A 22,003-nucleotide genomic window follows, 5' to 3' on the forward strand; every position below is an offset into this window, starting at 1 on the left:
GTGAATTTTATGAATTGGGTTATTAATGCATTAAATTGGATCAGTGGGTTAGGTCCAATGGTTATGATGCCAATTGTTATCTTTGTTTTAGGTCTTATTTTTAGAGTTAAGTTGGGAACGTTAGTTAAGTCATCGCTAACGATTGGAGTTGGCTTTGCTGGTGTAAATATTGTTATTAACTGGTTTCTTCAACAAGTAGGTCCTTCTGTACAAGCAATGGTAAAGCATTGGGGAATTCAGACCAGTATTATGGATGTGGGCTGGCCAGCAAGAGCAGCAGCTACTTGGGCTTTTCCACTAGCAGCTGTTGTTGTCTTTGTTGTTTTAGCCCTTAATATCTTAATGATTATTACTAAGACCACCAACACGGTCATGGTAGATTTTTGGTCATATAACCACTATATTTTTACTGGTGCTTTAGTTTGGTATATAACCAAAAGTGCTATTGCTTCTTTAGCAGCTGCTGCAATAGATGCGGCTATTAGTTTTAAATTAGCTGATTGGACGGCTCCATTAGCACAAAAATATTTTGGATTAGAAGGAATTTCATTTCCTACTGCCAACTCTGTTGGTTGGGCTCCAATTGCTTGGTTGTTGAACAAGCTATGGAGTATAATTCCAGGAATTAAAAAAATTGATGGTAGACCAGAAAAGATTCAAAAAAAATTTGGCTTTGTTGGTGAACCATTATTCATGGGATTTGTCATTGGTGTTTTAATCGGAGTGCTAGCAGAAGAAGATTTTGGCAAAATTCTTATTGTTGGAATGAGTACTTCAGCTACAATGGTTTTGACTCCGAAAATGATGCAAATTTTAATGCAAGGATTAATTCCCTTCGCAAATTCAATTAAAGAATTACTTAATAAGAAATTTCCTGGGAATAAATTTACTATAGGTGTTGATGCAGCATTAACTGTTGCTAATTCTTCTGCTATTGCTTGTGGCATTATTATGGTTCCAATAACATTGCTTCTGGCAGCTATTTTACCGGGCAATCATTTGCTCCCAATTTCAGATATTGCTTATCAAGCAATGTGGCTATCAGCTTGGCCAGTAGCTTTTAGCAAGGGAAATGTGTTTAGAGGAATTTTATCTACTATTGTAATAACATGTTGTGTTCTTTGGATTGGTACTGCTTTGGCTCCAATTCACACTCAACTTGCTATTGCTGGTGGTTTTCACTTGGCAAAAGGTGTCCAATATATTTCAACAGAAGATGCCGGAACACATATTGTTGGCTTTATTATTTATAAAATTGCTGAGCTATTAAAGATGATTTTTTAATCTGTTGAGGGAAAAATGAAAATATCAAATTTTGTTGTTTATAAAGTAAAACCACGCTGGATTTTTATCAAAATTATGACTGATGAGGGAATATCTGGCTGGGGAGAATTAGTTTCAGGTACTAAGACTGAGACAGTTGTCGCTTGTGTCAAAGAGATGGCAAGTAAATTAATTGGCAAAGATCCTTTTCAAATTGAGAAGATATGGCAAAGACTACATAGATCTTTTTTTAGGGGCGGTCCAATCAATGGAACGGCAATTTCGGGAATAGAAATGGCATTGTGGGATATTAAAGGTAAGGCTTTTAATGTTCCAGTTTACGAGTTGCTTGGAGGGGCTGTTCGTGATCGACTTCAGGTATATTCTTGGATAGGCGGAGATCGCCCATCAGATGTTGTGGAGATGGCACAACAACGCTGGAATAAAGGCTTTAGAGCGGTAAAAATGAATGCAACATCGGAGATGCACTATATTGATTCTTATGAAAAAGTTGATGCTGCAGTTGAGCGTGTTGCATCTATTAGAGATAAGTTTGGCAATAGGATGGCGATTGGAATTGATTTTCATGGTCGAGTTCACAAGCCTATGGCCAAAGTTTTAGCTAAAGCACTTGAACCTTATCATCCAATGTTTATTGAAGAACCCGTTTTGCCAGAGAATTGGGAAAGCTTTCAAAATATCGCAAATGAAGTATCTACTCCTATTGCAACGGGAGAAAGATTATATACTCGTTGGGATTTTAAACGGCTTTTTCAGCAGGGAGCGGTTGACATTGTTCAACCAGATATTTCTCTTTGTGGTGGCTTAATGGAAGAAAGAAAAATTGCCGCTATGGCGGAAGCTTTTGACATGGCTGTTGCTCCCCATGCTCCTTATGGGCCAGTAGCACTTGCAGCAACTTTCCAAGTGGATGCATGTACGCCTAATGTTTTTATTCAAGAACAGAGTTTGGGTATTCATTATAATCAGGGATTTGATTTGCTTGATTTTGTTAAAAATAAGGAAATTTTTCAGTATCAGAATAGTTTTGTGAACATCCCTAAAAAGCCGGGCTTAGGGATTGAGATGGACGAAGATAAAATTAAAGAAGTTGCTCAACAAGGCTTAGTGTGGAATAACCCTTCTTGGATTAACTATGATGGCACTATCGCTGAATGGTGATGATAATGATAAACACAGTTAATGGACCTGTTTCGTCAGAAGAGTTGGGTATCACTTATATTCATGATCATTTGTTTGTGATTCCAAATGCATTACCTCAATATTATGATTATACTTTCGACGATGTTGATAAAAGTGTAGAAGAAGCAGTTGATTTTAAAAATTATGGTGGTAAGACTATCGTTGATTTAACTCCGATTAATTATGGTAGAAATCCAATTGCTTTAGAAAGCATAGCAAAAAAAGCTAGAATAAATGTTTGCTTTGTAACGGGATTTCATAAAGAAAAGTTTATGCCCAAATGGATTGATGAGCTATCTGACCAACAAATTTATGATTTTTTAGTTGGCGAAATAACAAATGGCGTTAGTTCACATCATTTATTACCAGCTGCTATGAAAGCTGGTACAAGTTATAAAAAAATTACTCAAAGAGAAAAAAGAATTTTGCAAATTGAAGGAATTGTGCAGCATGACACTCATATTCCAATGATCACACATTGTGATAAGGGAACAATGGCCCTTGAGCAGTTGAAAATTTTGAAAGCTCAAGGAGCAGATTTAAGTCACATTTGTTTAAGTCATGTCGATATTATGAAAGACATCACCTACATTGAAAAAATATGTGATACAGGAGCCAGTGTTAGCTTTGACCATGTGGGCCGTGAACTTAGTAGTCATGATCAAAAACGAGTCCAAATGTTAAGTGAGTTAGTTAGGGATGGATATGAAAATTATATTTGCTTAGCAGGAGATATGGGTAGAAAAAAATATTTTTTATCTTATAATGGGCAACCCGGATTAAGATATATTATTACTACCTTAAAAGACACTTTAAAATCAGAGCTTGGAGAAGAAGTATTTAATAAAATGATAGTTGATAATCCAAAAAGAATTTTGTCAACAGACTAAATAGATTGCATAAAGCATGATGTGTTAAAAAGCTTTATTTTCAAACCAGTTTTGATAAATAAAAAATAAAATCTTTACTAATTTCTTAAAATCTAGTTGACGCATAAAGCTAATTAGTTTTACTAGACTTCGCCTTGGTAATTGTGTTGAGGCGAGGTCTTTTAGTTATAAACTAATACCCATTTTACAAAGCCCTTAAATCATGTTAATCTAATTTTAACAAAAATCCCAAGTTTAGCCTTTACGGAAATGTTATCCGTTAAATAATTTCAACATCATACCACCGGACTTAAAAAATGACCAATACAATTAAATACTACCTTTATACAGCCTTTAAAAATACACGCTTTTCCCGCATAATCAGCGTGTTATTTGTTGTTCAAATTTTAAAGCTAAATTTAGTACAATTTTCACTGTTAGAATCAATTTATATGTTTGCCCAGTTTTTTGCAGAAATTCCTAGTGGTGTTTTGAGCGATATGTTTCAAAATAAGAAAGTAGTGCTTGCAGGTCTATTGGTCTCAGTGCTAACGCCACTAATAACAATTTCTGCGCTTTTTCTACCTAAAAACCTAGTTTTCCCAGTTTTAGTACTTTCTTTTGGGCTGGAAGGAATAGCCAATGCCTTAACCAGTGGTGCTGATGATGCTTTATTTTATGAGGGCATCCGCAATGATGGTGCAGAAAACAGTTACGGCAAAATCCGCGGGAATATGCAATTGATTAGCTCAATTATTCTCGGGCTAGCGACGGCTGTTGGTGGGTATTTATTTACCCTTAATGTCAAAATGCCGTACCTTTTTCAGTCATTGTTTTTACTCGGAGCAATTTCCATTATCGCTGTCACAAAAGAACAGAAAAAGATTGCGACATCTGAAAATGAAGCAAAAGAATCATATTCGAGCATGTTAAAAAGTATTTTGTCAGTTTTCAAAGATATGGTTTATTCGCCAAACATTCTTTTTTTGTTTATTTTTATGATTATCATCACAGCCGTTGTCAATGCGATTTTCATGTTGTTACCCAATTATCTTTCCCAGTTGGGTTTCGATGCGTCCGCAAACGGCAGCGTCTTTATGTTGTTTAGCTTTGCGGGTGGTCTAGTAGCCACACAGGCATATCGCTTAATTAAATTAAAGTTTTCAACGCTAACAATTTTAATCGCTAGTATATTATTAGTTTCAACCGGGCTGCAATTGCAGAGCAACAAGTATTTCTTTTTGCTAGGTGCCGGTTTACTGTATATTACGTTAGATATTTTAGATCCGGTGGTCATGCAAATGCTAAACTTGTGGGTTGGCGATCAGTCTCGTGCAACTTTTATTTCTGGCTTGTCCTTTGCCACTAGTTTAGTCACGATGATCATCAATCCAATTATTGGAGCAATTGTCCAAAGTTACGGGACAATTATTATGCTAACTTCAACTACGGTCGTTACAGTTGTGCTGATTGGCATTGCATATGTCTTAATTTTACGAACAAAGGGGGATTCCAGTCATGAATAAATTAGAAACTTTACGTTACCTTGATCAGCATCAGATTAATTATGAAAAAATTGATCATCCAGCTGTTTTCAATATGGCCGATTTAGCTAATTTACATTTGCCTCATCCTGAAGCCGATGCGAAAAACTTATTTATTCGCGACGACCAAAAAAAGCATTACTATTTACTGACGGTTAATGGCAATAAAAAAGTTAACCTGCAGCAATTTCGCCAAAAATTCGGCACGCGGCGGTTAACTTTTGCTTCACCAGAAGATTTAAAAAAGTTTTTGCAAGTCACGCCTGGCTCTGTCACGCCCTTATCGTTACTAAATAATGCAGATGTGCAGATTCCACTATACTTGGATGCTTATTTTTTGCAACAGCCTCTTATTGGAATGCATCCCAATGACAATACAGCAACTATCTGGCTTAATAGTGGTGACTTGATCAAATTGATTAAAGAACATGGTAATCCGGTTTACGTTACCAAAATTATGTCGGATTAACTTTAGCCTTTATGACTCGACTGTCAGCTTTTGTTTTTAAATTCATTTCCATGTATTAAAGTTATTACAATTGCATATGTGTGGCTTGACGTACTATGAACCTTACACTGGTTTTTGCCAACGGCCGTTTGTAATAAGATTTTAAACTGCTGTTAAGCTGATTTATTATTATTTACAATAATAATATTAATAGATTTCATTTTTGATCACCAATGTATTATTTTGACCAAAAATGGGAATTGCTTTTACGAACAATTAAATTTGAAGAATTTTAGGTTGGAACTCGCTTACATTTACTTAACTGTTTATTTTTTAAATTAAAACGATTGAATTAGAAAGTTCGAGAAATCATATCTGATAAATTAAACATATTGTAGCTATTTTAAAGAAAAAAGTTTCTTTTACAATCTAATTATGATTAGAGAGTAGTGTTTTAAAAGGTATTGAACAATAAAGTTTGCTTTGCTAGAATGAAATTATTAGCTAATGCGTTATCTGTATATCGTCGTAATAAGGTCGGCCGTTTCTACTTTGGAACCCTAAATTCCGAACTATAGGTAATTGGAGATAAACTAGGCCTAGTTGCCATTTTGATAATCTATATTACTGTAATTTTGACAAAATTACACTTTATTCAAAAATTATTTTTAGGAGTTTGAAATGAAAAAAGACTTTTTATGGGGTGGAGCCACAGCCTCATATCAATGTGAAGGAGCTTGGAACGTTGACAATAAGGCTGAATCAATGTGGGATCATTATTTGCATGAGAATCATTTAGAAAATGGTGATGTCGCAAGTGATCATTATCATCATTTTGAGGAAGATATTAGAATGATGAAGGAGGGTGGACAAAATGCCTACCGTTTTTCTTTATCTTGGCCTCGAATTATCAAAAATCGTGAAGGCGAAATTAATGAGAAAGGAATAGCTTTTTACAATAAAATAATTAACTGTTGCATAAAAGAAGGAATTACTCCTTTTGTTACGCTATATCATTGGGATTTACCGCAATACTGGCAAGAAGTCGGCGGATGGTTAAATGAGGATATCTGTAATGCTTTTGCCCATTACGCGCAAGTTTGTTTTAAAGCATTTGGTGATCGAGTTTATTATTGGTCAACCTTTAATGAACCGAAGTGGTTTACAGTTAATGGTTATTTAATTGGAAATTATCCTCCCGGTGAAAAAAATCTACAACATACCGTTGAATGTGGCTTTAATGTTATGTACTCCAGTGCTTTAGCTATTCGTAAATTCCGAGCAGATCATTATCATGGCAAAATAGGGATTGTGCATAGTTATTCTCCAGTAGATGGTATAGATGAAACGATTGAGACACAAATTGCTATGCGTAATGCTGACAATTATGCCAATAATTGGGTATTGGATACTGCTGCCTTAGGCAAAATCCCAATTGATTTAATTTCTAAACTCGCTGAATCTTGTGATATATCTTTCATAAAACCTGCTTGTCTTACAACGATTCAAAAAAATACAGTTGACTTTTTAGGACTTAATTACTACGCGAGAACTCTTGTAAAACCATATACAAATGGTGGGACCAAGATGGTATTTAATAATTCAGGGAAAAAAGGCTCTACCCAAATGCGCATTAAAAATTGGTTTGAACAAGTAATGGATCCAAATAGCGAATATACTGAATGGGACACTGAAATTTACCCTAAAGGGCTCGAAGAGGGCTTAATACGAGCATACAATAAATATAAGTTACCCATATTTATTACTGAAAATGGTGTTGGTTTTCGGGAGAACATTGATGTATCACAAGTCAAAGATGACTATCGTATTTCGTACATGAATGATCACATTAATGCAATAATGAATGCCCAGGATACTGGTGTTGATGTTCGTGGATACTTTACTTGGTCACCTTTTGACTTATATTCCTGGATGAATGGTGTTGAAAAACGTTATGGTTTGGTTGCAGTTGATTTTTCAACGTTAAAAAGGAAACCCAAAGCTTCCTACTATTGGTATAAAAAGATAATTGCCTCAAACGGTGATTTAATTAATCGAAAGAAATTATAGGGGGCAATCAAAATGGATCTTAATAGTATAACTTCTTGGATGGATAAATATATTACTCCTTTTGCTAATAAAATGGCTAATCAACGTCATTTAGCTGCGATTAGAGATACATTTATGACCCTTTTGCCGATTACTTTGTTCGGCTCAATTTTTGTTATTATTGGTGCCGCTCCTCCTGTTGATCGAAACAGTAATCACTTTTTGATTTTATGGGCTAAATTTGCCCAAAAGAATTCTCTTACTTTAAGTTGGCTGAGTGCTATCTCAATGAGCGCAATGTCTGTCTTTATTTGTGTGGGCATTACCTATTTTCTCTGTCAACACTATAAGGAAAATCCACTATCTCCAATTATGTTTTCATTAGCGGGCTTTTTCATGCTCGTTTTTGATCCTAAAAAACTTGGTTTTACAGGAAATATTGTTGATATTAGTTATTGGGATGGACGCGGAATAATTATTGCCATTTTAATCGCAATTCTTACTACGGAAGCATATCATTTTATGCGTAAGCATGACTTTGGCCGAATAAAAATGCCAAAGGGTGTTCCTTCTGCTCTATCAGAAAGTTTTGCTTCTTTTGTTCCAGCACTAGTTATTCTAGCAGTTGATGCTATTATTTTCATTATTTGCCAGAGTAATCACACAACAGCAGTTAAAGCAATTTACGGCTTCCTTTCTCCAAGCTTTAAAGTAGCAGATAGTCTTCCTGCGACGATTTTCTTAACCATTTTAGTTCATCTTTTCTGGTTTTTCGGTATTCACGATGCAGCATTAGCGGGTATACTAGGGCCAATACGTGATGGTAATTTATCAATCAATGCATCAGCTAAATTAGCAGGTAAGGCTTTGCCAAGAATTTTTACCACTCCTTTTTGGGTGTATTTTGTTATTATCGGTGGTTGTGGTTCGGTTTTAGCATTAGCTATAATCATGTCATTTTCTAAGTCAAAGCAAATGAAAACAGTTGGTCGAGTTGGACTTATTCCAGCCTTATTCAACATTTCGGAACCGATGATTTTTGGAACACCATTGATGCTAAATCCAGTCTTTTTTATTCCTTTTATTTTTACTTCTGTACTAAATGCGGCTATTAGCTATTTAGCCATGTCTTTAGGAATAGTTAAGAAAACTTTTGCTTTATTTTCTTGGCAAATGCCTTCTCCAATTGGTGCGTTTTTATCAACTATGGATTGGCGTGCAACTGCTTTAGTTCTAATTTTAATTTTATTAGATATGGCATTATATTATCCATTTATGAAAGTTTATGAGAAAGAATTATTAAAGGAAGAGAATGGTCAAAGTAATTAATTACAAGGTTTAAGGTATCAATTAAAATAACCTTAACCTATTGACAACTTCAAAGTAGAATGCTAACTTAAAAGTTAATTTAATAATTTCATCTTGAAAAGCAGAGTAATTATCATGGTAACCAATAAAGAGAGCTGGCAGTTGGTGAAAGCTAGCAGGTAACAGATAATGAACATGGGCTTCTATTTGATGACTGCTGGTGAAAGTTAGCCAGTAGCGGAATTGCATCCGTTATTATTGCAAGCTATTGTTAGATAGCTAGTGAGATTTATTACGTGAGTAATAAATAAAGTTAAAGGTGGTAACGCGAAGCACTCGTCCTTATTGAAGGAACGGGTGCTTTTTAATTTGTTTTTGGAGGTATTTAGATGACCAAAACTGTCTTTACTAACGTAAATTTGTTTGATGGAGTAACTGACCATATTCGTCCTAACACTTATTTGGTGGTTGATGATGAAACTGGCAAAATCGTTGAAGTTGGAACAAACACTGAACCTGAAGCAGATAAAACGGTTGACTTACAAAATAAGTATGTCATGCCGGGACTGATCAATTGTCATACTCATATCATTATGGATCCTTTGACCGCAGATGGCGGAACTGAAACCGGTGAAGTGGCAGCAGTTGTTCGCGCATTAAGTAATTTGCATGATTTGTTAAAATCTGGAGTTACTTATATTCGTGAATGTGGCAGCACGTTTGATATTGACATTGAATTGAGCAAGCTCATTAAAGATGGCAAAATAACGAGGGTGCCGGAAATTATGCCATCAGGTCGCCCATATTCAATGACTGGCGGACATGGTGATATGCCAAACTTTGGGCATTTGGTTGATTCACCAGACGAAATGCGTAAGGCTGTCCGTCAAGGCATTAAACGTGGGACAAAAGCAGTTAAAGTTATGGCAACAGGTGGCGTCATGACTGAAAACGACTTTATGGATGATCCGCAATTAAGTGAAGAAGAAATTCGGGTTGCAGTCGAGGAAGCTCATCATAAAGGGCTTATTGTAGCTGCCCATGCTGAGGGTAATCCCGGAATTTTAAACGCAATTAAGGCTGGCGTTGACAGTATTGAGCATGGTTTTTATGTAAACGATGAAGAAATTAAGTTAATGCTTGAAAAAGGGACCTACTTAACGCCAACTATAGTTGGTGCCTGGGCATTTATTGAATATGCGCCTGGTAAGATTCCTGAATGGGAAATGGCTAAAATTACGGCAGCTTGGAAAGATTTGCGCGGTAATATTACTAATGCCAAAAATGCTGGTGTGCCAATCACCTTAGGAACTGACGCTGGAACGCCATTTAATGACTTTAAGATGACGCCCGAAGAGTTGCCATTATTAGTAGAACAAGGTTTTACTAATTTGGAAGCCTTACAAACGAGTCTGAATTCGGCTAAATTAATGAAAATTGACAATAGGTATGGTACGCTTGAAAAGGGGAAATTTGCCGACTTCTTAGTTTTAGATGAAAATCCGTTGGAGAATATTAGTGCAGTTGTGCAAAAAGACAAGGCGGTTTACAAAAAAGGTGAACGCGCATATTAATTTTAACAAAACTATTGCTTTTACGAACAAGTGTTTTATAATAAAAAGAAGCTACTTATTAAAAGTAACTTCTTTTTATTGTTTAAAGGAGAAAAAATGGAGCAAAAGTTTTTAGAATTAATGAAGCATGAAGGCCCAGTAACAATTGTCACTATCAATGCTCATCCTGCAAGTGTTGTCAATACTTGGATGTCATATATTAAAGTTGACGAAAAGAATAATTGCTTATATATTCCAGCAGCTGGGATGCATAGTATTGAAAAAGATTTCGCTAAGGACAGAACAGTTCTATTGACAGTAGGATCAAAAAAAGTTGAAGGAACTGCCGGCCCTGGTGCTGGTTTTCATATTACTGGAACAGGGGAATTCTTAGGAAAAGGAGCAGAGTTTTATGAAATGAAAGCTCACTTTCCGTGGATTCGAAAAGTTTTAAAAGTAAAAATAATCAAGATGGAACAAAAGATATAAATCATGATGTAATTTGTAATGTCTATTGTAAAAATGCTCAAATAAATCTTTAATTTTTTACTAATTTTAGATAAAATGGTAACTATATTAATTTATCCAAAAAAGGAGGATTTATGAATGAAAGCATTACTTTACAATATGACGCCGGAACAAAAGGTTTATGTTGATGAATGGAATAAAGAACATCCAGATGATGATCTTGAAACAACTGATGATGAACTAGAAGCCGGGACAGTTGAACAAGCCAAAGGTTTTGATGTTGTTAGTGTCTTACAGATTTTTGACATTAATGATGAAGAAGTTTACCAAAAGTTGGCTTCCTATGGCATTAATCACATTGCTTTGAGGTCAGTTGGCTTTAATATTATTAACTTTGATTATGCCCACAAATATCATATTCTGATTACAAATACACCTGCATATTCGCCAAGAGCTGTGGCAGAGAACACTTTAACTTCTGCAATGTACTTATTGCGCAAGTGGGGTCCAATTCTAAAAAATGAAAAGGAAGATTTGAATTTTATTCGTGAAGCAAGTTTAATAAGCGATGAAATCTACAATCAAACAGTTGGTATTATTGGAGTTGGCCGAATTGGTACTGCTGTGGCCGAAATGTTTCATGCTCTTGGTGCCCGGGTAATTGGCTACGACTTAATTGAAAATCCAGCAAACGAAGCATTCCTTAAATACACTGATTTCGATACTGTGATTAAAGAAGCTGATATTTTAACCCTGCATACGCCACTTGAACCTGAAATTGAAAATATGATTAGTGCTAAGCAATTCAAGGAAATGAAGAATACTGCCTACTTGATTAACGCTGCGCGGGGTCCACTAGTTAATACGCACGATTTAATTGTTGCATTGCAAAACCAGGAAATTGCTGGTGCTTCACTTGATGTCATGACGGGTGAGGAAGAAATTGTGATGAAAAAGTTTACCACTATTTCAGAATTACCTGAAGATTACCGCGAATTGGTAAAAATGCCTAATGTCGTTTTCACACCTCATTCAGCATACTACACCAAGACCTCGGTTAAGAATATGATTAAGCAAAGCATGACAGATGCTAAGCGCGTTTTAAATGGGCAAAGACCAGTTTATCCCGTTGAAGACTAAGTAACTAACTGTTAAGAAAATGACTAGCCACAAAAGGCTGGTCATTTTTTTGCTGATTTGCTAGTTGTTGGATATATCAATTGCTTGCGGAATATTGTTATAATGGATTAGCAGATAAAGAGCTGGAGGTAAAGATGAAAAGGTTTCATCATAAATACACGTTACCAGCAATTATATTGCTGCTAATGGTTGCAATTGGCTTACTGATTACTGGCACGTTAAATATTCGCAATCAAACAACTTTGCCTGCGAATTCTAATTCAAGTGCAATTGGCGTAGAGCTAAATCAAAATTTTGGTTACATTGACTTACATGAGTTGCAATCAAATGGGATCTCTTTTGTCTACTTGAGAAGTACCCAGGGTCGCTCATATTTTGATGATGATTATTTATCTTACCGTGACCAAATTTTGGGAACAAAATTAGCTTTCGGAACTAGTATTTTTTATAGTAATGAATCCACTCCTACGGAACATTATCAATATTTTATGAAAAAGGTAGGCATAAATACAGGGAGTCTGCCAATTTTGATTGAACCTGCGGTTAATGACCGCAGCATTCGTTATATAAAGCAAATGGCTCAGTTTACCCGCATGTTAAGCGCGCAAGGGAAAAGAGTAATGGTTGAGGTCGAAATAAAGTATAAAAAGTATTTTCCCCAGAATGTTCTTTTTATTACCTCAGGTAAAAAAGCCCCTAATAAATTGCGGTACTCATTTTGGCGCTATACCAACAACGGTCGCGTTAAAGGGGTCAAGGGACTTGAAGATGGCGTAACCATGTTAGCTTATAATGGCTCAGTATCACAATATAAACAGAAATATGGACAGTTGACACAATAATGAAAACAGAAATTAAATCTACATTGACAAAATTAGGCCTGACAGAGCCCACATTAATCCAGACGCGAACCAGTCAGTTAATACTTGACGGCACTAGTCTGATCGCGCTTGCTAAAACTGGTACGGGAAAAACATTGGCGTATTCGTTACCAGCTTTAGAGCGAATCGAGCAGAAAAAACCAAATAGCTTGGTAATCATTGCTCCAACCACAGAATTGGCCGTGCAGATTCGCCATGCGATCAATCCCTTTATTCATGCACTAGGTTTAGCGGGTATCACCTTAGTTGGTGCGGGAAACCGTAAAAGGCAAGAAGATAATTTAAAGAAAAAACATCCAGAAGTGGTTGTTGCTACGCCCGGAAGATTTTTTGATTTTTATTCAAGCAACCGAATTAAAACTGAACAAATCCAAACGCTAGTCATTGATGAAGCTGATGATATTTTAGAATTTAGCAAAATGGAGCTCCTTAGCTCTTTAGGGCAGAATATGCCAGCTACTTCGCAAATTTTATTATTTGGTGCCACTGAATCAGAAATCACGCAAAATGCTGCTAAGTTGTTTGACCGGGAGTTTGTCCTCGTTGATGTACGCTCTGAGCAAACGACTACAGTGCAAAATTATTTTTTACAAATTGACAATGCTCATAAAATCGACTTTGTTCAGCGTTTAATGCGCCTAGAACATTTTAAGGGAATTTTGTTCTTTGATTCGAACCAGACATTGATGCGTTTTGCGGGAATTCTTGCTCATACCAAAACTAAATTTGGTTTATTAGCAAATGAATTTGGCAAACAAAAAAGGGAACAGGCACTGCTCGATTTTAGAGCTGGTCGAAGTAAGCTACTGCTTGCAACTGATCTAGCTGCGCGTGGTTTGGATATACCTGGCGTTACGTACGTTATTAACTACGATATTCCTAGCGAAACCAACACTTATTTACACCGGGCAGGCAGAACCGGAAGAATGGGTGCTAGAGGTTTTGTTGTTGCCTTGGGTGATGACCATGATCAGCGTGATTTAAGAAAGCTGTTAGAAGAAACGGTGCAAATTACGCGAGTTTATTTTGCGGGCAATAAGTTGGTGACAAGGCAACCTGAAAAAAAGCCCGTTATTGCTAAAAGTGGGGACAATAAGGCTGGTCAAAGTGAACTGGCTAAAAAGAAAAAACACAAGAAACGGCGCAACAAAAATAAGGGTTATCACCCTCATTATTTAAAAAAGAAGGAGTAAAAATGAGTCGATTAGTTGCTTGGTTAGAGGACTATCTTTTGCCTTTGGCAAATAAATTGGGTCAGACTACCTGGCTGGTTGCCTTGCGCGACGCCTTTGTTTCGGTAATGCCAATCACTATTGCCGGTTCAATTGCGGTTCTAGTTAAAAGCTTAATCGAAGCTGCCAAAATCAACTTGGGATGGAAAACATTTGCTTGGATAATGCAGCCATTAATGCTGGTTAGTGATGTGGTTTGGCGTGGGACTTTTGCTTTATTTGCCTTATTTTTGTCAATGTCATTAGGCTATCATTTAGCCAAAAGCATGGAAGTAGATCCAATTGCGGGTGCGATTGTTTCGCTATCATCGTTAGCGATGAGTATTGCGAACCTAACTAAATATCACATAGGTGGAAAAATGGTTTTACTCCATCATTCCTTTGATATTTCTCAGTTCTCGACGACCGGAATTTTTACCGCCATTTTGTTTGGGACAATCGGTGTTTCAATTTTTGCACTTTGCGTAAAAGCTCGTTTTAAACTTAATCTAACGACAACCTTGCCCTATGCAGAACAGATGGCGCTGGATTCACTAATTCCAGCAATCATTGCTATTTTTTGTGTGGGAATGATTAATTTCGCTTTTCAAACTATTACCGGGACCTTTTTTGGTAATTGGCTGCTGCATTCCATTCAAACGCCGCTAGTAAAACTAGGCCAGGGCTTTGGCATGGTACTTTTGGTAACTTTGTTAGTGCAGGTTTTTGCCTTTTTTGGCATTAATGGCTTAGGGGTTTGGGCACCGCTACTTGATTCTATTTGGCTGACAGCACAAAATGTTAACGTAACCGCGGTGCGTAACGGCAGACCCGCTTCTTTTATTTGGGTTCGTGGTTCCTTTGATTCTTTTGCTTGGTTCGGTGGCGCTGGCGGTACCTTAATGTTAATTGTGGCAATTTTGCTTTTTTCAAAAAGAAGTGATTACCGTACTATTGCCAAAGTGGCCCTTGCTCCGGGTGTTTTTAACATTAATGAGCCGATTGTCTTGGGCTTACCAGTTGTTTTGAACCCAGTTTATTTCATCCCGTTTGTTTTAGCACCGGTTGTCAACGTTGCGTTTTCATATTGGGTAACTTTAATGGGACTAGTTAACCCGGTTCAAGCGGCTGTGCCTGGAATCGTGCCCCCGATTATCGGACCATTTTTGGCCTGTAATTATGATTGGCGTGCCATCGTTTTGTGCATTGTTAACATGCTTATTGCTCTGGCAATCTGGACGCCTTTTGTTTTCGCGGCTGATAAAATTGCCGACACTAACAATCCAGAACCATATTTTACACGGCAATATTAATTACTAAAAAAATTGGCTTTTATCAATTAAATTTGGTAAAGTTAATTTACTATGACCCTGTAGTTTATCTGGATAGAACAATGGTCTCCTAAACCGTAGAGGTGAGTTCGAATCTCACCGGGGTCATTAAAAATAGCTAACAGCTGGATATATTTGTTGATGCATTTTCAATATTGGATCAATTTCATTCTTAATCTACCAAGCTTTATAATTTTAGCTGAATATTATTTAGTTACTATATAAATTGTTGTAAATAATTTTTAATTAACAAAAAGTCTGATTTCCTTTTGGAAGATCAGACCACATTACGAAAAATTTATTTGCTTTTTTGAATTAACATCTAAAGTTAACGTGAAATGTATAAATAGAGTACTAATTATAGTTCTAATCCATTAATATAAATGGATTTTAGCTGTGATAATTATTATCAATAGATAGAATTGCTTGTAAGATTAGTTGGTTATTTAGCCTTTTTTATAAGGATCATCATGGCCATAAGAATTCTTTAAGTTAATTTTACCGTCCCGTTTTTGGCTAATTAACTCGGTTTTTTCTTTTTTTGCACGGTTTTTGGCAAACTCTAATGCATCATCTTTACGATCAAATATTTTTAAAGGCTTCTCTTCACCTGCAATCTTAACAGCCCATTGATCGCCGTGAGTTGTAACCCAAACATTTTTTGTAACTTCTTCTTTACTCATTTTATTCACCTCTTTTCATGCTTTCTACCGAAATTATACAACAGAAATATTTTTAAGAGTTAAATGATGCACATTGAAAATATGTTTACTTTTTCATTCCGCTGCTAAAATTACTAAATACGAAAATTTTTTAATAAGACAATGAATACCGCAAAAGTATATCTTCTGCGGTATTTTTTGACGAAAATAAGATTTAAGCTAATGTGATTTCACCAATTTTTTCTCCGTGTTGAACATCAGTTGGGGAATTGATTGATAATTTTTTAATTTTTGTCATATTGGTAAAAATGACCATAATATCAGGTGATTTCCCAGCAGCCATTATTTGCTTAAGATCCATTGTACCAAGTAAATCCCCGGCTTTTATTGCTTGGTCTTTTTTGACCAGTATGTTGAAGGGCTTACCATTTAATTCAACTGTGTCGAGGCCAAGGTGTAACAGTACTTCTAATCCTGAATCTGTCGTTAATGAAATTGCATGTTTAGTTGAAAAAATGTTCGTGATTGTGGCATTAAGCGGACAGTATAAATCATTTTCAACCGGTTCAACCGCATAACCATCTCCCATGACTTTTTGTGCGAACATCTTATCTGGAACCGAATTTAAAGAAAGGAATTTCCCTGTAGCTGGGGCAAATAGCTCCACTGGTTTAGTAAAAATTTTCTTGAATAAGTTAACCATGTTGTCTCCTTAAAATTAATTTTGATATTCTTGCCAAACTTCAGCCATTCGCTCCATTGCCTGTTTAATGAGCGCATGCGAAGTTCCCAAGTTTAATCTGATGAAGTTATCGGCATTTGCGACATAATCATCACCAATTCCAACAATTACACCAGCTTTTTCCGCCATGATTTTGGCGATCGTGTGCATATCAATTTTACTTTCAGAAATATCAACCCAGGGAAGATATGATGAGTCCATTTCCATCATTTGCCAACCCTTAAAATTTTTCTTGATTGCCTCTTTGGTAATTGCCAAATTTTCTTTAATGTAATTTGTGCATTGGTCAAGCCAAGCATCACCTTTTTCATAAGCTGTCGTCATAGCAATTTGGCCGGGGACATTGGGCGAGGTTACTGAATTACGAGCATATTGCTGCCGCAACTTTTGGCGAATTTCTGGATTAGGGATAATTGAATAAGATAGCTTTAACCCACCCAAATTAAAAGCTTTATTTGGAGAAGTAAACATTACTAAATTATCAAGATATTGCCGATCAAGTTGTAGGGAGCTGACAAATTCGCCCTGCATAATCTGTTCGGAGTGAACCTCGTCTGATACAAGCAAAACATGATATTTTTGACATAGTTGGGCCATCTGGGTTAATTCTTCTTTGTTCCAGACTCGACCTGAAGGATTATGAGGATTACAGAAAAAGGTCAATTTGGGATGCTGGGTTTTCATTGCTTCTTCAATTTTGGTCCAGTTAAGTTGATAGCGGTTGTGTTCCTTAATTAATGGAATACTAATTACTTTGCGTTGATTATGTTCAGCGGCATAGGCAAAGGGGCCATATACGGGAGTATTTAATAAAACCGCATCATTAGGCTTCAGCAAGGCTTGAATAATAACATGCATATTGGGAACGGTTCCGTATCCTAAGGTAATCCAGTCGTGTTCAACGCGATTATGGTGCCGTCTTAATTGCCAATTAATTACGCTTTGGTACCATCTTTCTGTCGGATAAGTATAACCATATGCACCATTTTCTGCCATTCTAACTAAAGCTTGTCGAATTTCTGGCGCAGCTTTAAAGTCCATATCCGCAATCCAAAGCGGAATAAAGTCCGCACGAGCATGGGCAAATTTTTTGTGAACAATATTTTTATCCCATTTACGGGCGTTATCGATTGTTCTATCTGCTAGTGTGTCAAAATCATATTGTGTCACTTTTATAACCTCTATTCTACTGTCTTTGTATTCATTAGTTTTTCAACGCCGTCTTTGACGCTCTGAACTTGGGCACCGTAAACAACTTGAACCGACTTTTCCGCTTTCATTACTGCTAAAGCACCAGATTGCTTAAGTTTATCTTCGTCAATTTTTTGTGGATCTTTAACTTCAAGTCGAAGACGAGTTACACAATTATCAAGAGAAACGATATTTTGTTGTCCGCCTAGCGCTTCCAGAATTACAGTTGGGTCATAAATTCCATTATTTTTGGTCATTACTACATCACCAGCATCCTCACGACCGGGAGTTTTGACGTTATATTTTAAAATGTACCACCGGAAAAGGAAGAAATAGATGGCGAACCAAATGAGTCCAATTGGAATTAAAACCCACCATTTAGAGTTAGGCTGAAGCCAGCCAAATAATATCCAGTCTAAGACGCCGCCATCAGTATTGCCCATGCAAGCACCGGCAAGCATCATGACTGATAATGATAATCCTTGCAAAATAGTGTGGAATACATATAGCATTGGTGCAATAAACAAAAAGAGGTATTCGGTAGGTTCTGAAATGCCTGAGACAAATGCAATTAACGTTGCAGATAATAGAAGTCCTTTAATTCGAGTTCGGTTTTGTGGTTTAGCAGTTACATAAATTGCTAAACAGATTGCTGGCAAGCCAAACATGAATGTTGGCATAAAGCCTTGTGATAAAAATGCGGTTGCTTTACGTGAAATAGGAACACCTGCGTTTAGCTGAGCATAAAAAATGTTTAAAGCCCCGGTAACCACTTTTCCTTTTACAACCGCCGTTCCACCGGCGTCAGTAAAGCGAATCATTGCAAGCAGGATATGGTGCAATCCCATTAGTTTTAAAATTGATAGTGCAATTCCATAGAGGAAGGGACCAAAAATACCAGCATTTTGAATTAAATGTCCTAAGGCCACGATGCCACTTTGGAAAGTAGGCCAAATAAACGGTATTACCAAGCCAACAAATGACTCAACAATTACGGAAATAATCGGAACAAATCTGATACCACCAAAAAACGAGAAAGCATCAGGAAGTTTAATTTCCTGGTAACGTACTAATAAATAATAGGTAATAAGTCCTACTAAAATTCCACCTAGAACTCCCATTTCCAAGCTTTGGATCCCTAAGACATTTGCCTGTCCGGCAGCTTGCATTTTATTTAAAGGAGCTAATTTACCTTGTTGCTTAAGCATAAAGTTAATTCCCATGTTTAGGGAAATGTAACCAGCTAAGGCAGCAATTGCACCGACGCCCTTGTTTCTTTTAGCTAAGCCAAAGGGAAGTGCCATTGCGAACATCACTGGTAAATAAGTAAAGCCAAAGCTGCCTACCGTATTGATGAAGTCAAAGATAATATTAACAAAATGGTTTTGTAGAAAAGAGAAACGTGCCATCATCGGTGGAGCAGTGAAGGCGCTACCGATTCCTACGAGGATTCCCATTGCCGACAATGTAGCAATGGGAAACATAAATGATTTTCCTAAGTCTTGTAAAAAGGCATACAGTCTTGTTTTAAAGCTTTCCTTTTTTTGTGAATTTTCCATAACTTTCCTTCTAACTTTTTAACAAAAAAATACCCAACAACTGAACGCAAAAAACGTCTCGGTTATTGGGTATTGCCTATTTAAAGTAACAAGCCCTTATTTAATTAAGAAGTAATATGAATAATGTGAATCAGCAAATATAATTGGTCGGAATCAGAAAACTGATATTTCAACTGGTCTTTCAGATATGCAACTACTTGTTTTAAACAACTTGCGGCACGTCGGTTGTTATGACTAAGTGAAATTAGGAGTTCTGAATCGCCTGGCTTGGCCTTTTCTGGTTTAGCCGAATTGGTCCGTAAAATCAAATAATGTAAATGGTTCATTAACCGACTGACAGCTAAACTATTTTCAGAAAATTTGCACCCAAATTTTGCCTCAATAATATTATTCACTCCGTTTGAGATTTCCATAATAGTGGAAAAATTTTTGACTGAGCTATCTGATTTTTGAATTTTGTATTCTACTAAATGAATGGCTATAAAGCCAGCTTCATCATCAGATAAGGGGACGTGAGATACTTGCTCGATTAGATTTACTGCTTGTTTACCAACGTGATATTCTTGTGAAAAAAAGCGTTTAATATCGAACAACATTGGGTTAGATAAAGCTAATCCCATATTGTATCGCTTTACTGCGAAGAAGATGTGATCTGTTAACGGAATTAAAAGATGCTCATCAAAATTAGCATCAATTTCATCCTTAGCAAGTTGAATTATCTTTTCAGTTAATTCAAAGTATTCACGCGGGACCTCTTCAGAAAGTTTCTTGAATGAGGCAAGCCACTTATCATCTTCTGCAATTGCAGAAAAAACTTTATCAGTTGTTTTTAGATTGTAATTTTGTCCTGCATGAACTTTAAAGCCGATTCCACGACCCCAGATTATTTTTTCTTGCCTTCTTCCATCTTCCACGAGTATTACGTTATTATTCAATACTTGTGAAATTAGCAAAGCAATCTCCTCATACTGTGTAAATGTAATTGGTTAACCAACAATCTTAAATATTCGTAAACGTTTACAAAGATGATATTAATAATAAAATTTTTGTTTGTCAAATTTATTTTGAAGTATCAAAATTGATGGTAGTAGATTACAATTTCAACTTCACTAATAAAATATTTAGGCAAGTGGTGAACGAAAAAGGCGGTACATGATAACTGCAATCAAACAAAAGACAACTATTGCTGCAATAAATAACTGAAGACGACTTTTACGTGTTTTACGTACGTCAAAACTGAAAACTAAGCAAAAGGCAGCAACTACAATTAATGGTGCAGTTCCAAATAGTAAAACCGAATTAACTCCCATTTTTTCACCAACTTTTATTTTTATGATAATTAAACCACATCGGCTTGAGTTTTTCTTGTCAAATTAATATGATTAATATAGAAAAGGAGGATCTTATGACCAAAATTAAAGTAATGCTGGTTTTTGGCACAAGGCCAGAAGCAATCAAAATGGCGCCTTTAGTACTTAAATTAAAAGCAGATAATCGCTTTGATGAAATAACGGTTGTAACTGCTCAACACCGAGAAATGCTTGATCAGGTTCTGAACATTTTTAAAATAACACCTGATTATGATTTTAATATTATGAAAAAAAATCAAACCCTTGAAGGAGTTACAGCAAAAGTTTTGCTTGATCTTACCGATGTGATTAAAAAGGAAGATCCTGATATTGTATTGGTTCACGGTGATACAACCACTAGTTTTGCTGCAAGTTTAGCTAGTTTTTATCAACAGCGGCCAATTGGCCACGTTGAAGCGGGGCTAAGAACATGGAATAAGTATTCACCGTTTCCTGAGGAAATGAACCGGCAAATGACAGACGATCTAGCCGATTTATATTTTGCGCCGACTAATCTCAGTAAAGAAAACTTACTAAAGGAAAATCACAAGGCAGATAATATCTTTATAACTGGGAATACGGCAATTGATGCTTTGCATGAGACGGTTCGGGCCGATTATCATCACGAGGTCCTTGATTTAATCAAGCCAAAGCACAAAATAATTTTAGTAACAATGCATCGACGTGAAAACCAGGGCGAACCAATGCGGCGCGTCTTTAAAGTAATGCGTGATGTGGTTGACAGTCACAATGACATCGAGATAATTTATCCGGTTCATATGTCGCCTAAAGTTCAGTCGGTAGCAAAGGAAATACTGGGGAATGATCCCCACATTCATTTAATCCCACCGCTTGATGTTGTTGATTTTCATAACTTAGCTAAGCGGAGCTATTTCATTATGACTGATTCGGGCGGAGTTCAAGAAGAAGCTCCTGCTTTGAATAAACCGGTTCTGGTGTTACGTGATACAACGGAGCGTCCAGAAGGGGTTAAAGCGGGTACCTTAAAACTAGTGGGCACGCAAGTTGATGCTGTCCGTTCTGCTATGCTTGAATTACTTGAAAATAAAACTGCTTATAATCAGATGGCCAATGCCAAGAATCCTTATGGTGATGGTCATGCCTCCGAGCGCATTATGGAAGATATTGCTTATTACTTTTCTGATCATAAAAATAAGCGTCCAAGGGATTTTACCTAAATGAGGGAAATTATTTAAAATAAAAAACTGCTG

At 36.4% G+C, this 22,003-nt stretch carries 20 protein-coding genes, 1 tRNA gene, 1 riboswitch and 1 other annotated feature; of the genes, 15 read left to right on the forward strand and 6 right to left on the reverse strand.

Going from position 1 to position 22,003, the window contains the following annotated elements:
* Positions 1–9: 9 nt before the first annotated feature.
* From J3U71_RS04935 to J3U71_RS05000, 14 genes are all read left to right on the forward strand, one after another.
* A complete protein-coding gene (locus J3U71_RS04935; protein ID WP_267392940.1) occupies positions 10–1,284 on the forward strand; it encodes a PTS galactitol transporter subunit IIC in 1,275 nt (424 codons plus the stop codon).
* A 15-nt stretch (positions 1,285–1,299) separates the two neighbouring features.
* Positions 1,300–2,445: a galactonate dehydratase gene (gene dgoD / locus J3U71_RS04940; protein WP_267392938.1), complete on the forward strand. Its 1,146-nt coding sequence runs from the start codon at positions 1,300–1,302 to the stop codon at positions 2,443–2,445.
* A gap of 5 nt (positions 2,446–2,450) precedes the next feature.
* A complete protein-coding gene (locus tag J3U71_RS04945) occupies positions 2,451–3,356 on the forward strand; it encodes a phosphotriesterase family protein (protein WP_267392936.1) in 906 nt (301 codons plus the stop codon).
* Between the two features lie 296 nt (positions 3,357–3,652).
* Positions 3,653–4,861 carry an MFS transporter gene (locus tag J3U71_RS04950; RefSeq protein ID WP_267392935.1) on the forward strand — a complete coding sequence of 403 codons (1,209 nt, stop codon included), beginning with the start codon at positions 3,653–3,655 and terminating at the stop codon, positions 4,859–4,861.
* Entirely contained in the window at positions 4,854–5,348 is a 495-nt protein-coding gene (locus J3U71_RS04955; RefSeq protein ID WP_267392933.1) for a prolyl-tRNA synthetase associated domain-containing protein, read from the forward strand. The genes J3U71_RS04950 and J3U71_RS04955 overlap by 8 nt, the downstream gene beginning before the upstream one ends.
* 475 nt (positions 5,349–5,823) lie before the next feature.
* A riboswitch (purine riboswitch) is annotated at positions 5,824–5,922 on the forward strand.
* Positions 5,923–6,008: 86 nt separating this feature from the next.
* Positions 6,009–7,397 carry a glycoside hydrolase family 1 protein gene (locus J3U71_RS04960; RefSeq protein ID WP_267392931.1) on the forward strand — a complete coding sequence of 463 codons (1,389 nt, stop codon included), beginning with the start codon at positions 6,009–6,011 and terminating at the stop codon, positions 7,395–7,397.
* A gap of 12 nt (positions 7,398–7,409) precedes the next feature.
* Positions 7,410–8,705 (forward strand): PTS sugar transporter subunit IIC, encoded by a 1,296-nt coding sequence (locus J3U71_RS04965; protein ID WP_267392929.1) that lies wholly within the window; start codon positions 7,410–7,412, stop codon positions 8,703–8,705.
* An 84-nt stretch (positions 8,706–8,789) separates the two neighbouring features.
* Positions 8,790–9,031 (forward strand) — a binding site (T-box leader).
* Between the two features lie 42 nt (positions 9,032–9,073).
* Positions 9,074–10,258 carry a metal-dependent hydrolase family protein gene (locus tag J3U71_RS04970; RefSeq protein ID WP_267392927.1) on the forward strand — a complete coding sequence of 395 codons (1,185 nt, stop codon included), beginning with the start codon at positions 9,074–9,076 and terminating at the stop codon, positions 10,256–10,258.
* Positions 10,259–10,354: 96 nt separating this feature from the next.
* Positions 10,355–10,726, forward strand: coding sequence for a pyridoxamine 5'-phosphate oxidase family protein (locus tag J3U71_RS04975; protein ID WP_220269326.1), 372 nt, complete (start codon positions 10,355–10,357; stop codon positions 10,724–10,726).
* 117 nt (positions 10,727–10,843) lie between these two features.
* A complete protein-coding gene (locus tag J3U71_RS04980; RefSeq protein ID WP_267392924.1) occupies positions 10,844–11,845 on the forward strand; it encodes an NAD(P)-dependent oxidoreductase in 1,002 nt (333 codons plus the stop codon).
* A gap of 134 nt (positions 11,846–11,979) precedes the next feature.
* Positions 11,980–12,687: a GH25 family lysozyme gene (locus J3U71_RS04985; RefSeq protein ID WP_267392922.1), complete on the forward strand. Its 708-nt coding sequence runs from the start codon at positions 11,980–11,982 to the stop codon at positions 12,685–12,687.
* A complete protein-coding gene (locus tag J3U71_RS04990; RefSeq protein WP_416381424.1) occupies positions 12,684–13,919 on the forward strand; it encodes a DEAD/DEAH box helicase in 1,236 nt (411 codons plus the stop codon). The genes J3U71_RS04985 and J3U71_RS04990 overlap by 4 nt, the downstream gene beginning before the upstream one ends.
* A 2-nt stretch (positions 13,920–13,921) precedes the next feature.
* Positions 13,922–15,250: a PTS sugar transporter subunit IIC gene (locus J3U71_RS04995; RefSeq protein WP_267392918.1), complete on the forward strand. Its 1,329-nt coding sequence runs from the start codon at positions 13,922–13,924 to the stop codon at positions 15,248–15,250.
* Between the two features lie 53 nt (positions 15,251–15,303).
* Positions 15,304–15,376, forward strand: a tRNA-Arg gene (locus J3U71_RS05000).
* Between the two features lie 338 nt (positions 15,377–15,714).
* Here the strand turns inward: J3U71_RS05000 and J3U71_RS05005 are convergent.
* The 6 genes from J3U71_RS05005 to J3U71_RS05030 form a co-directional block, all read right to left on the reverse strand.
* A complete protein-coding gene (locus J3U71_RS05005; RefSeq protein WP_220269331.1) occupies positions 15,715–15,951 on the reverse strand; it encodes a DUF2188 domain-containing protein in 237 nt (78 codons plus the stop codon).
* Between the two features lie 193 nt (positions 15,952–16,144).
* Positions 16,145–16,633 carry a PTS sugar transporter subunit IIA gene (locus tag J3U71_RS05010; RefSeq protein WP_267392916.1) on the reverse strand — a complete coding sequence of 163 codons (489 nt, stop codon included), beginning with the start codon at positions 16,631–16,633 and terminating at the stop codon, positions 16,145–16,147.
* A 15-nt stretch (positions 16,634–16,648) separates the two neighbouring features.
* Positions 16,649–17,842 carry a MalY/PatB family protein gene (locus tag J3U71_RS05015; protein WP_267392914.1) on the reverse strand — a complete coding sequence of 398 codons (1,194 nt, stop codon included), beginning with the start codon at positions 17,840–17,842 and terminating at the stop codon, positions 16,649–16,651.
* 11 nt (positions 17,843–17,853) lie between these two features.
* Complete coding sequence (locus J3U71_RS05020) at positions 17,854–19,422, reverse strand: PTS transporter subunit EIIC (RefSeq protein ID WP_220269334.1); 1,569 nt, start codon at positions 19,420–19,422, stop codon at positions 17,854–17,856.
* 104 nt (positions 19,423–19,526) lie between these two features.
* On the reverse strand, positions 19,527–20,375 hold the full coding sequence (locus J3U71_RS05025) for a PRD domain-containing protein (protein WP_220269335.1): 849 nt from the start codon (positions 20,373–20,375) through the stop codon (positions 19,527–19,529).
* Between the two features lie 168 nt (positions 20,376–20,543).
* A complete protein-coding gene (locus J3U71_RS05030) occupies positions 20,544–20,732 on the reverse strand; it encodes a hypothetical protein (RefSeq protein ID WP_220220927.1) in 189 nt (62 codons plus the stop codon).
* Positions 20,733–20,827: 95 nt separating this feature from the next.
* Between J3U71_RS05030 and wecB the strand changes: the two genes are divergently transcribed.
* Positions 20,828–21,970 carry a non-hydrolyzing UDP-N-acetylglucosamine 2-epimerase gene (wecB, locus tag J3U71_RS05035; RefSeq protein ID WP_267392909.1) on the forward strand — a complete coding sequence of 381 codons (1,143 nt, stop codon included), beginning with the start codon at positions 20,828–20,830 and terminating at the stop codon, positions 21,968–21,970.
* The last annotated feature ends 33 nt before the right edge of the window (positions 21,971–22,003 follow it).

The organism is Lactobacillus sp. B4015 (assembly GCF_026536055.1).
Classification (GTDB): Bacteria; Bacillota; Bacilli; order Lactobacillales; family Lactobacillaceae; genus Lactobacillus; species Lactobacillus panisapium.

Bases quoted from the DNA above. Each gene is read 5' to 3' on its own strand.
- J3U71_RS04935 (WP_267392940.1), top strand. From the start codon at position 10: ATGAATTGGGTTATTAATGCATTAAATTGGATCAGTGGGTTAGGTCCA.
- dgoD (WP_267392938.1), top strand. From the start codon at position 1,300: ATGAAAATATCAAATTTTGTTGTTTATAAAGTAAAACCACGCTGGATT.
- J3U71_RS04945 (WP_267392936.1), top strand. From the start codon at position 2,451: ATGATAAACACAGTTAATGGACCTGTTTCGTCAGAAGAGTTGGGTATC.
- J3U71_RS04950 (WP_267392935.1), top strand. From the start codon at position 3,653: ATGACCAATACAATTAAATACTACCTTTATACAGCCTTTAAAAATACA.
- J3U71_RS04955 (WP_267392933.1), top strand. From the start codon at position 4,854: ATGAATAAATTAGAAACTTTACGTTACCTTGATCAGCATCAGATTAAT.
- J3U71_RS04960 (WP_267392931.1), top strand. From the start codon at position 6,009: ATGAAAAAAGACTTTTTATGGGGTGGAGCCACAGCCTCATATCAATGT.
- J3U71_RS04965 (WP_267392929.1), top strand. From the start codon at position 7,410: ATGGATCTTAATAGTATAACTTCTTGGATGGATAAATATATTACTCCT.
- J3U71_RS04970 (WP_267392927.1), top strand. From the start codon at position 9,074: ATGACCAAAACTGTCTTTACTAACGTAAATTTGTTTGATGGAGTAACT.
- J3U71_RS04975 (WP_220269326.1), top strand. From the start codon at position 10,355: ATGGAGCAAAAGTTTTTAGAATTAATGAAGCATGAAGGCCCAGTAACA.
- J3U71_RS04980 (WP_267392924.1), top strand. From the start codon at position 10,844: ATGAAAGCATTACTTTACAATATGACGCCGGAACAAAAGGTTTATGTT.
- J3U71_RS04985 (WP_267392922.1), top strand. From the start codon at position 11,980: ATGAAAAGGTTTCATCATAAATACACGTTACCAGCAATTATATTGCTG.
- J3U71_RS04995 (WP_267392918.1), top strand. From the start codon at position 13,922: ATGAGTCGATTAGTTGCTTGGTTAGAGGACTATCTTTTGCCTTTGGCA.
- J3U71_RS05005 (WP_220269331.1), bottom strand. From the start codon at position 15,951: ATGAGTAAAGAAGAAGTTACAAAAAATGTTTGGGTTACAACTCACGGC.
- J3U71_RS05010 (WP_267392916.1), bottom strand. From the start codon at position 16,633: ATGGTTAACTTATTCAAGAAAATTTTTACTAAACCAGTGGAGCTATTT.
- J3U71_RS05020 (WP_220269334.1), bottom strand. From the start codon at position 19,422: ATGGAAAATTCACAAAAAAAGGAAAGCTTTAAAACAAGACTGTATGCC.
- J3U71_RS05030 (WP_220220927.1), bottom strand. From the start codon at position 20,732: ATGGGAGTTAATTCGGTTTTACTATTTGGAACTGCACCATTAATTGTA.
- wecB (WP_267392909.1), top strand. From the start codon at position 20,828: ATGACCAAAATTAAAGTAATGCTGGTTTTTGGCACAAGGCCAGAAGCA.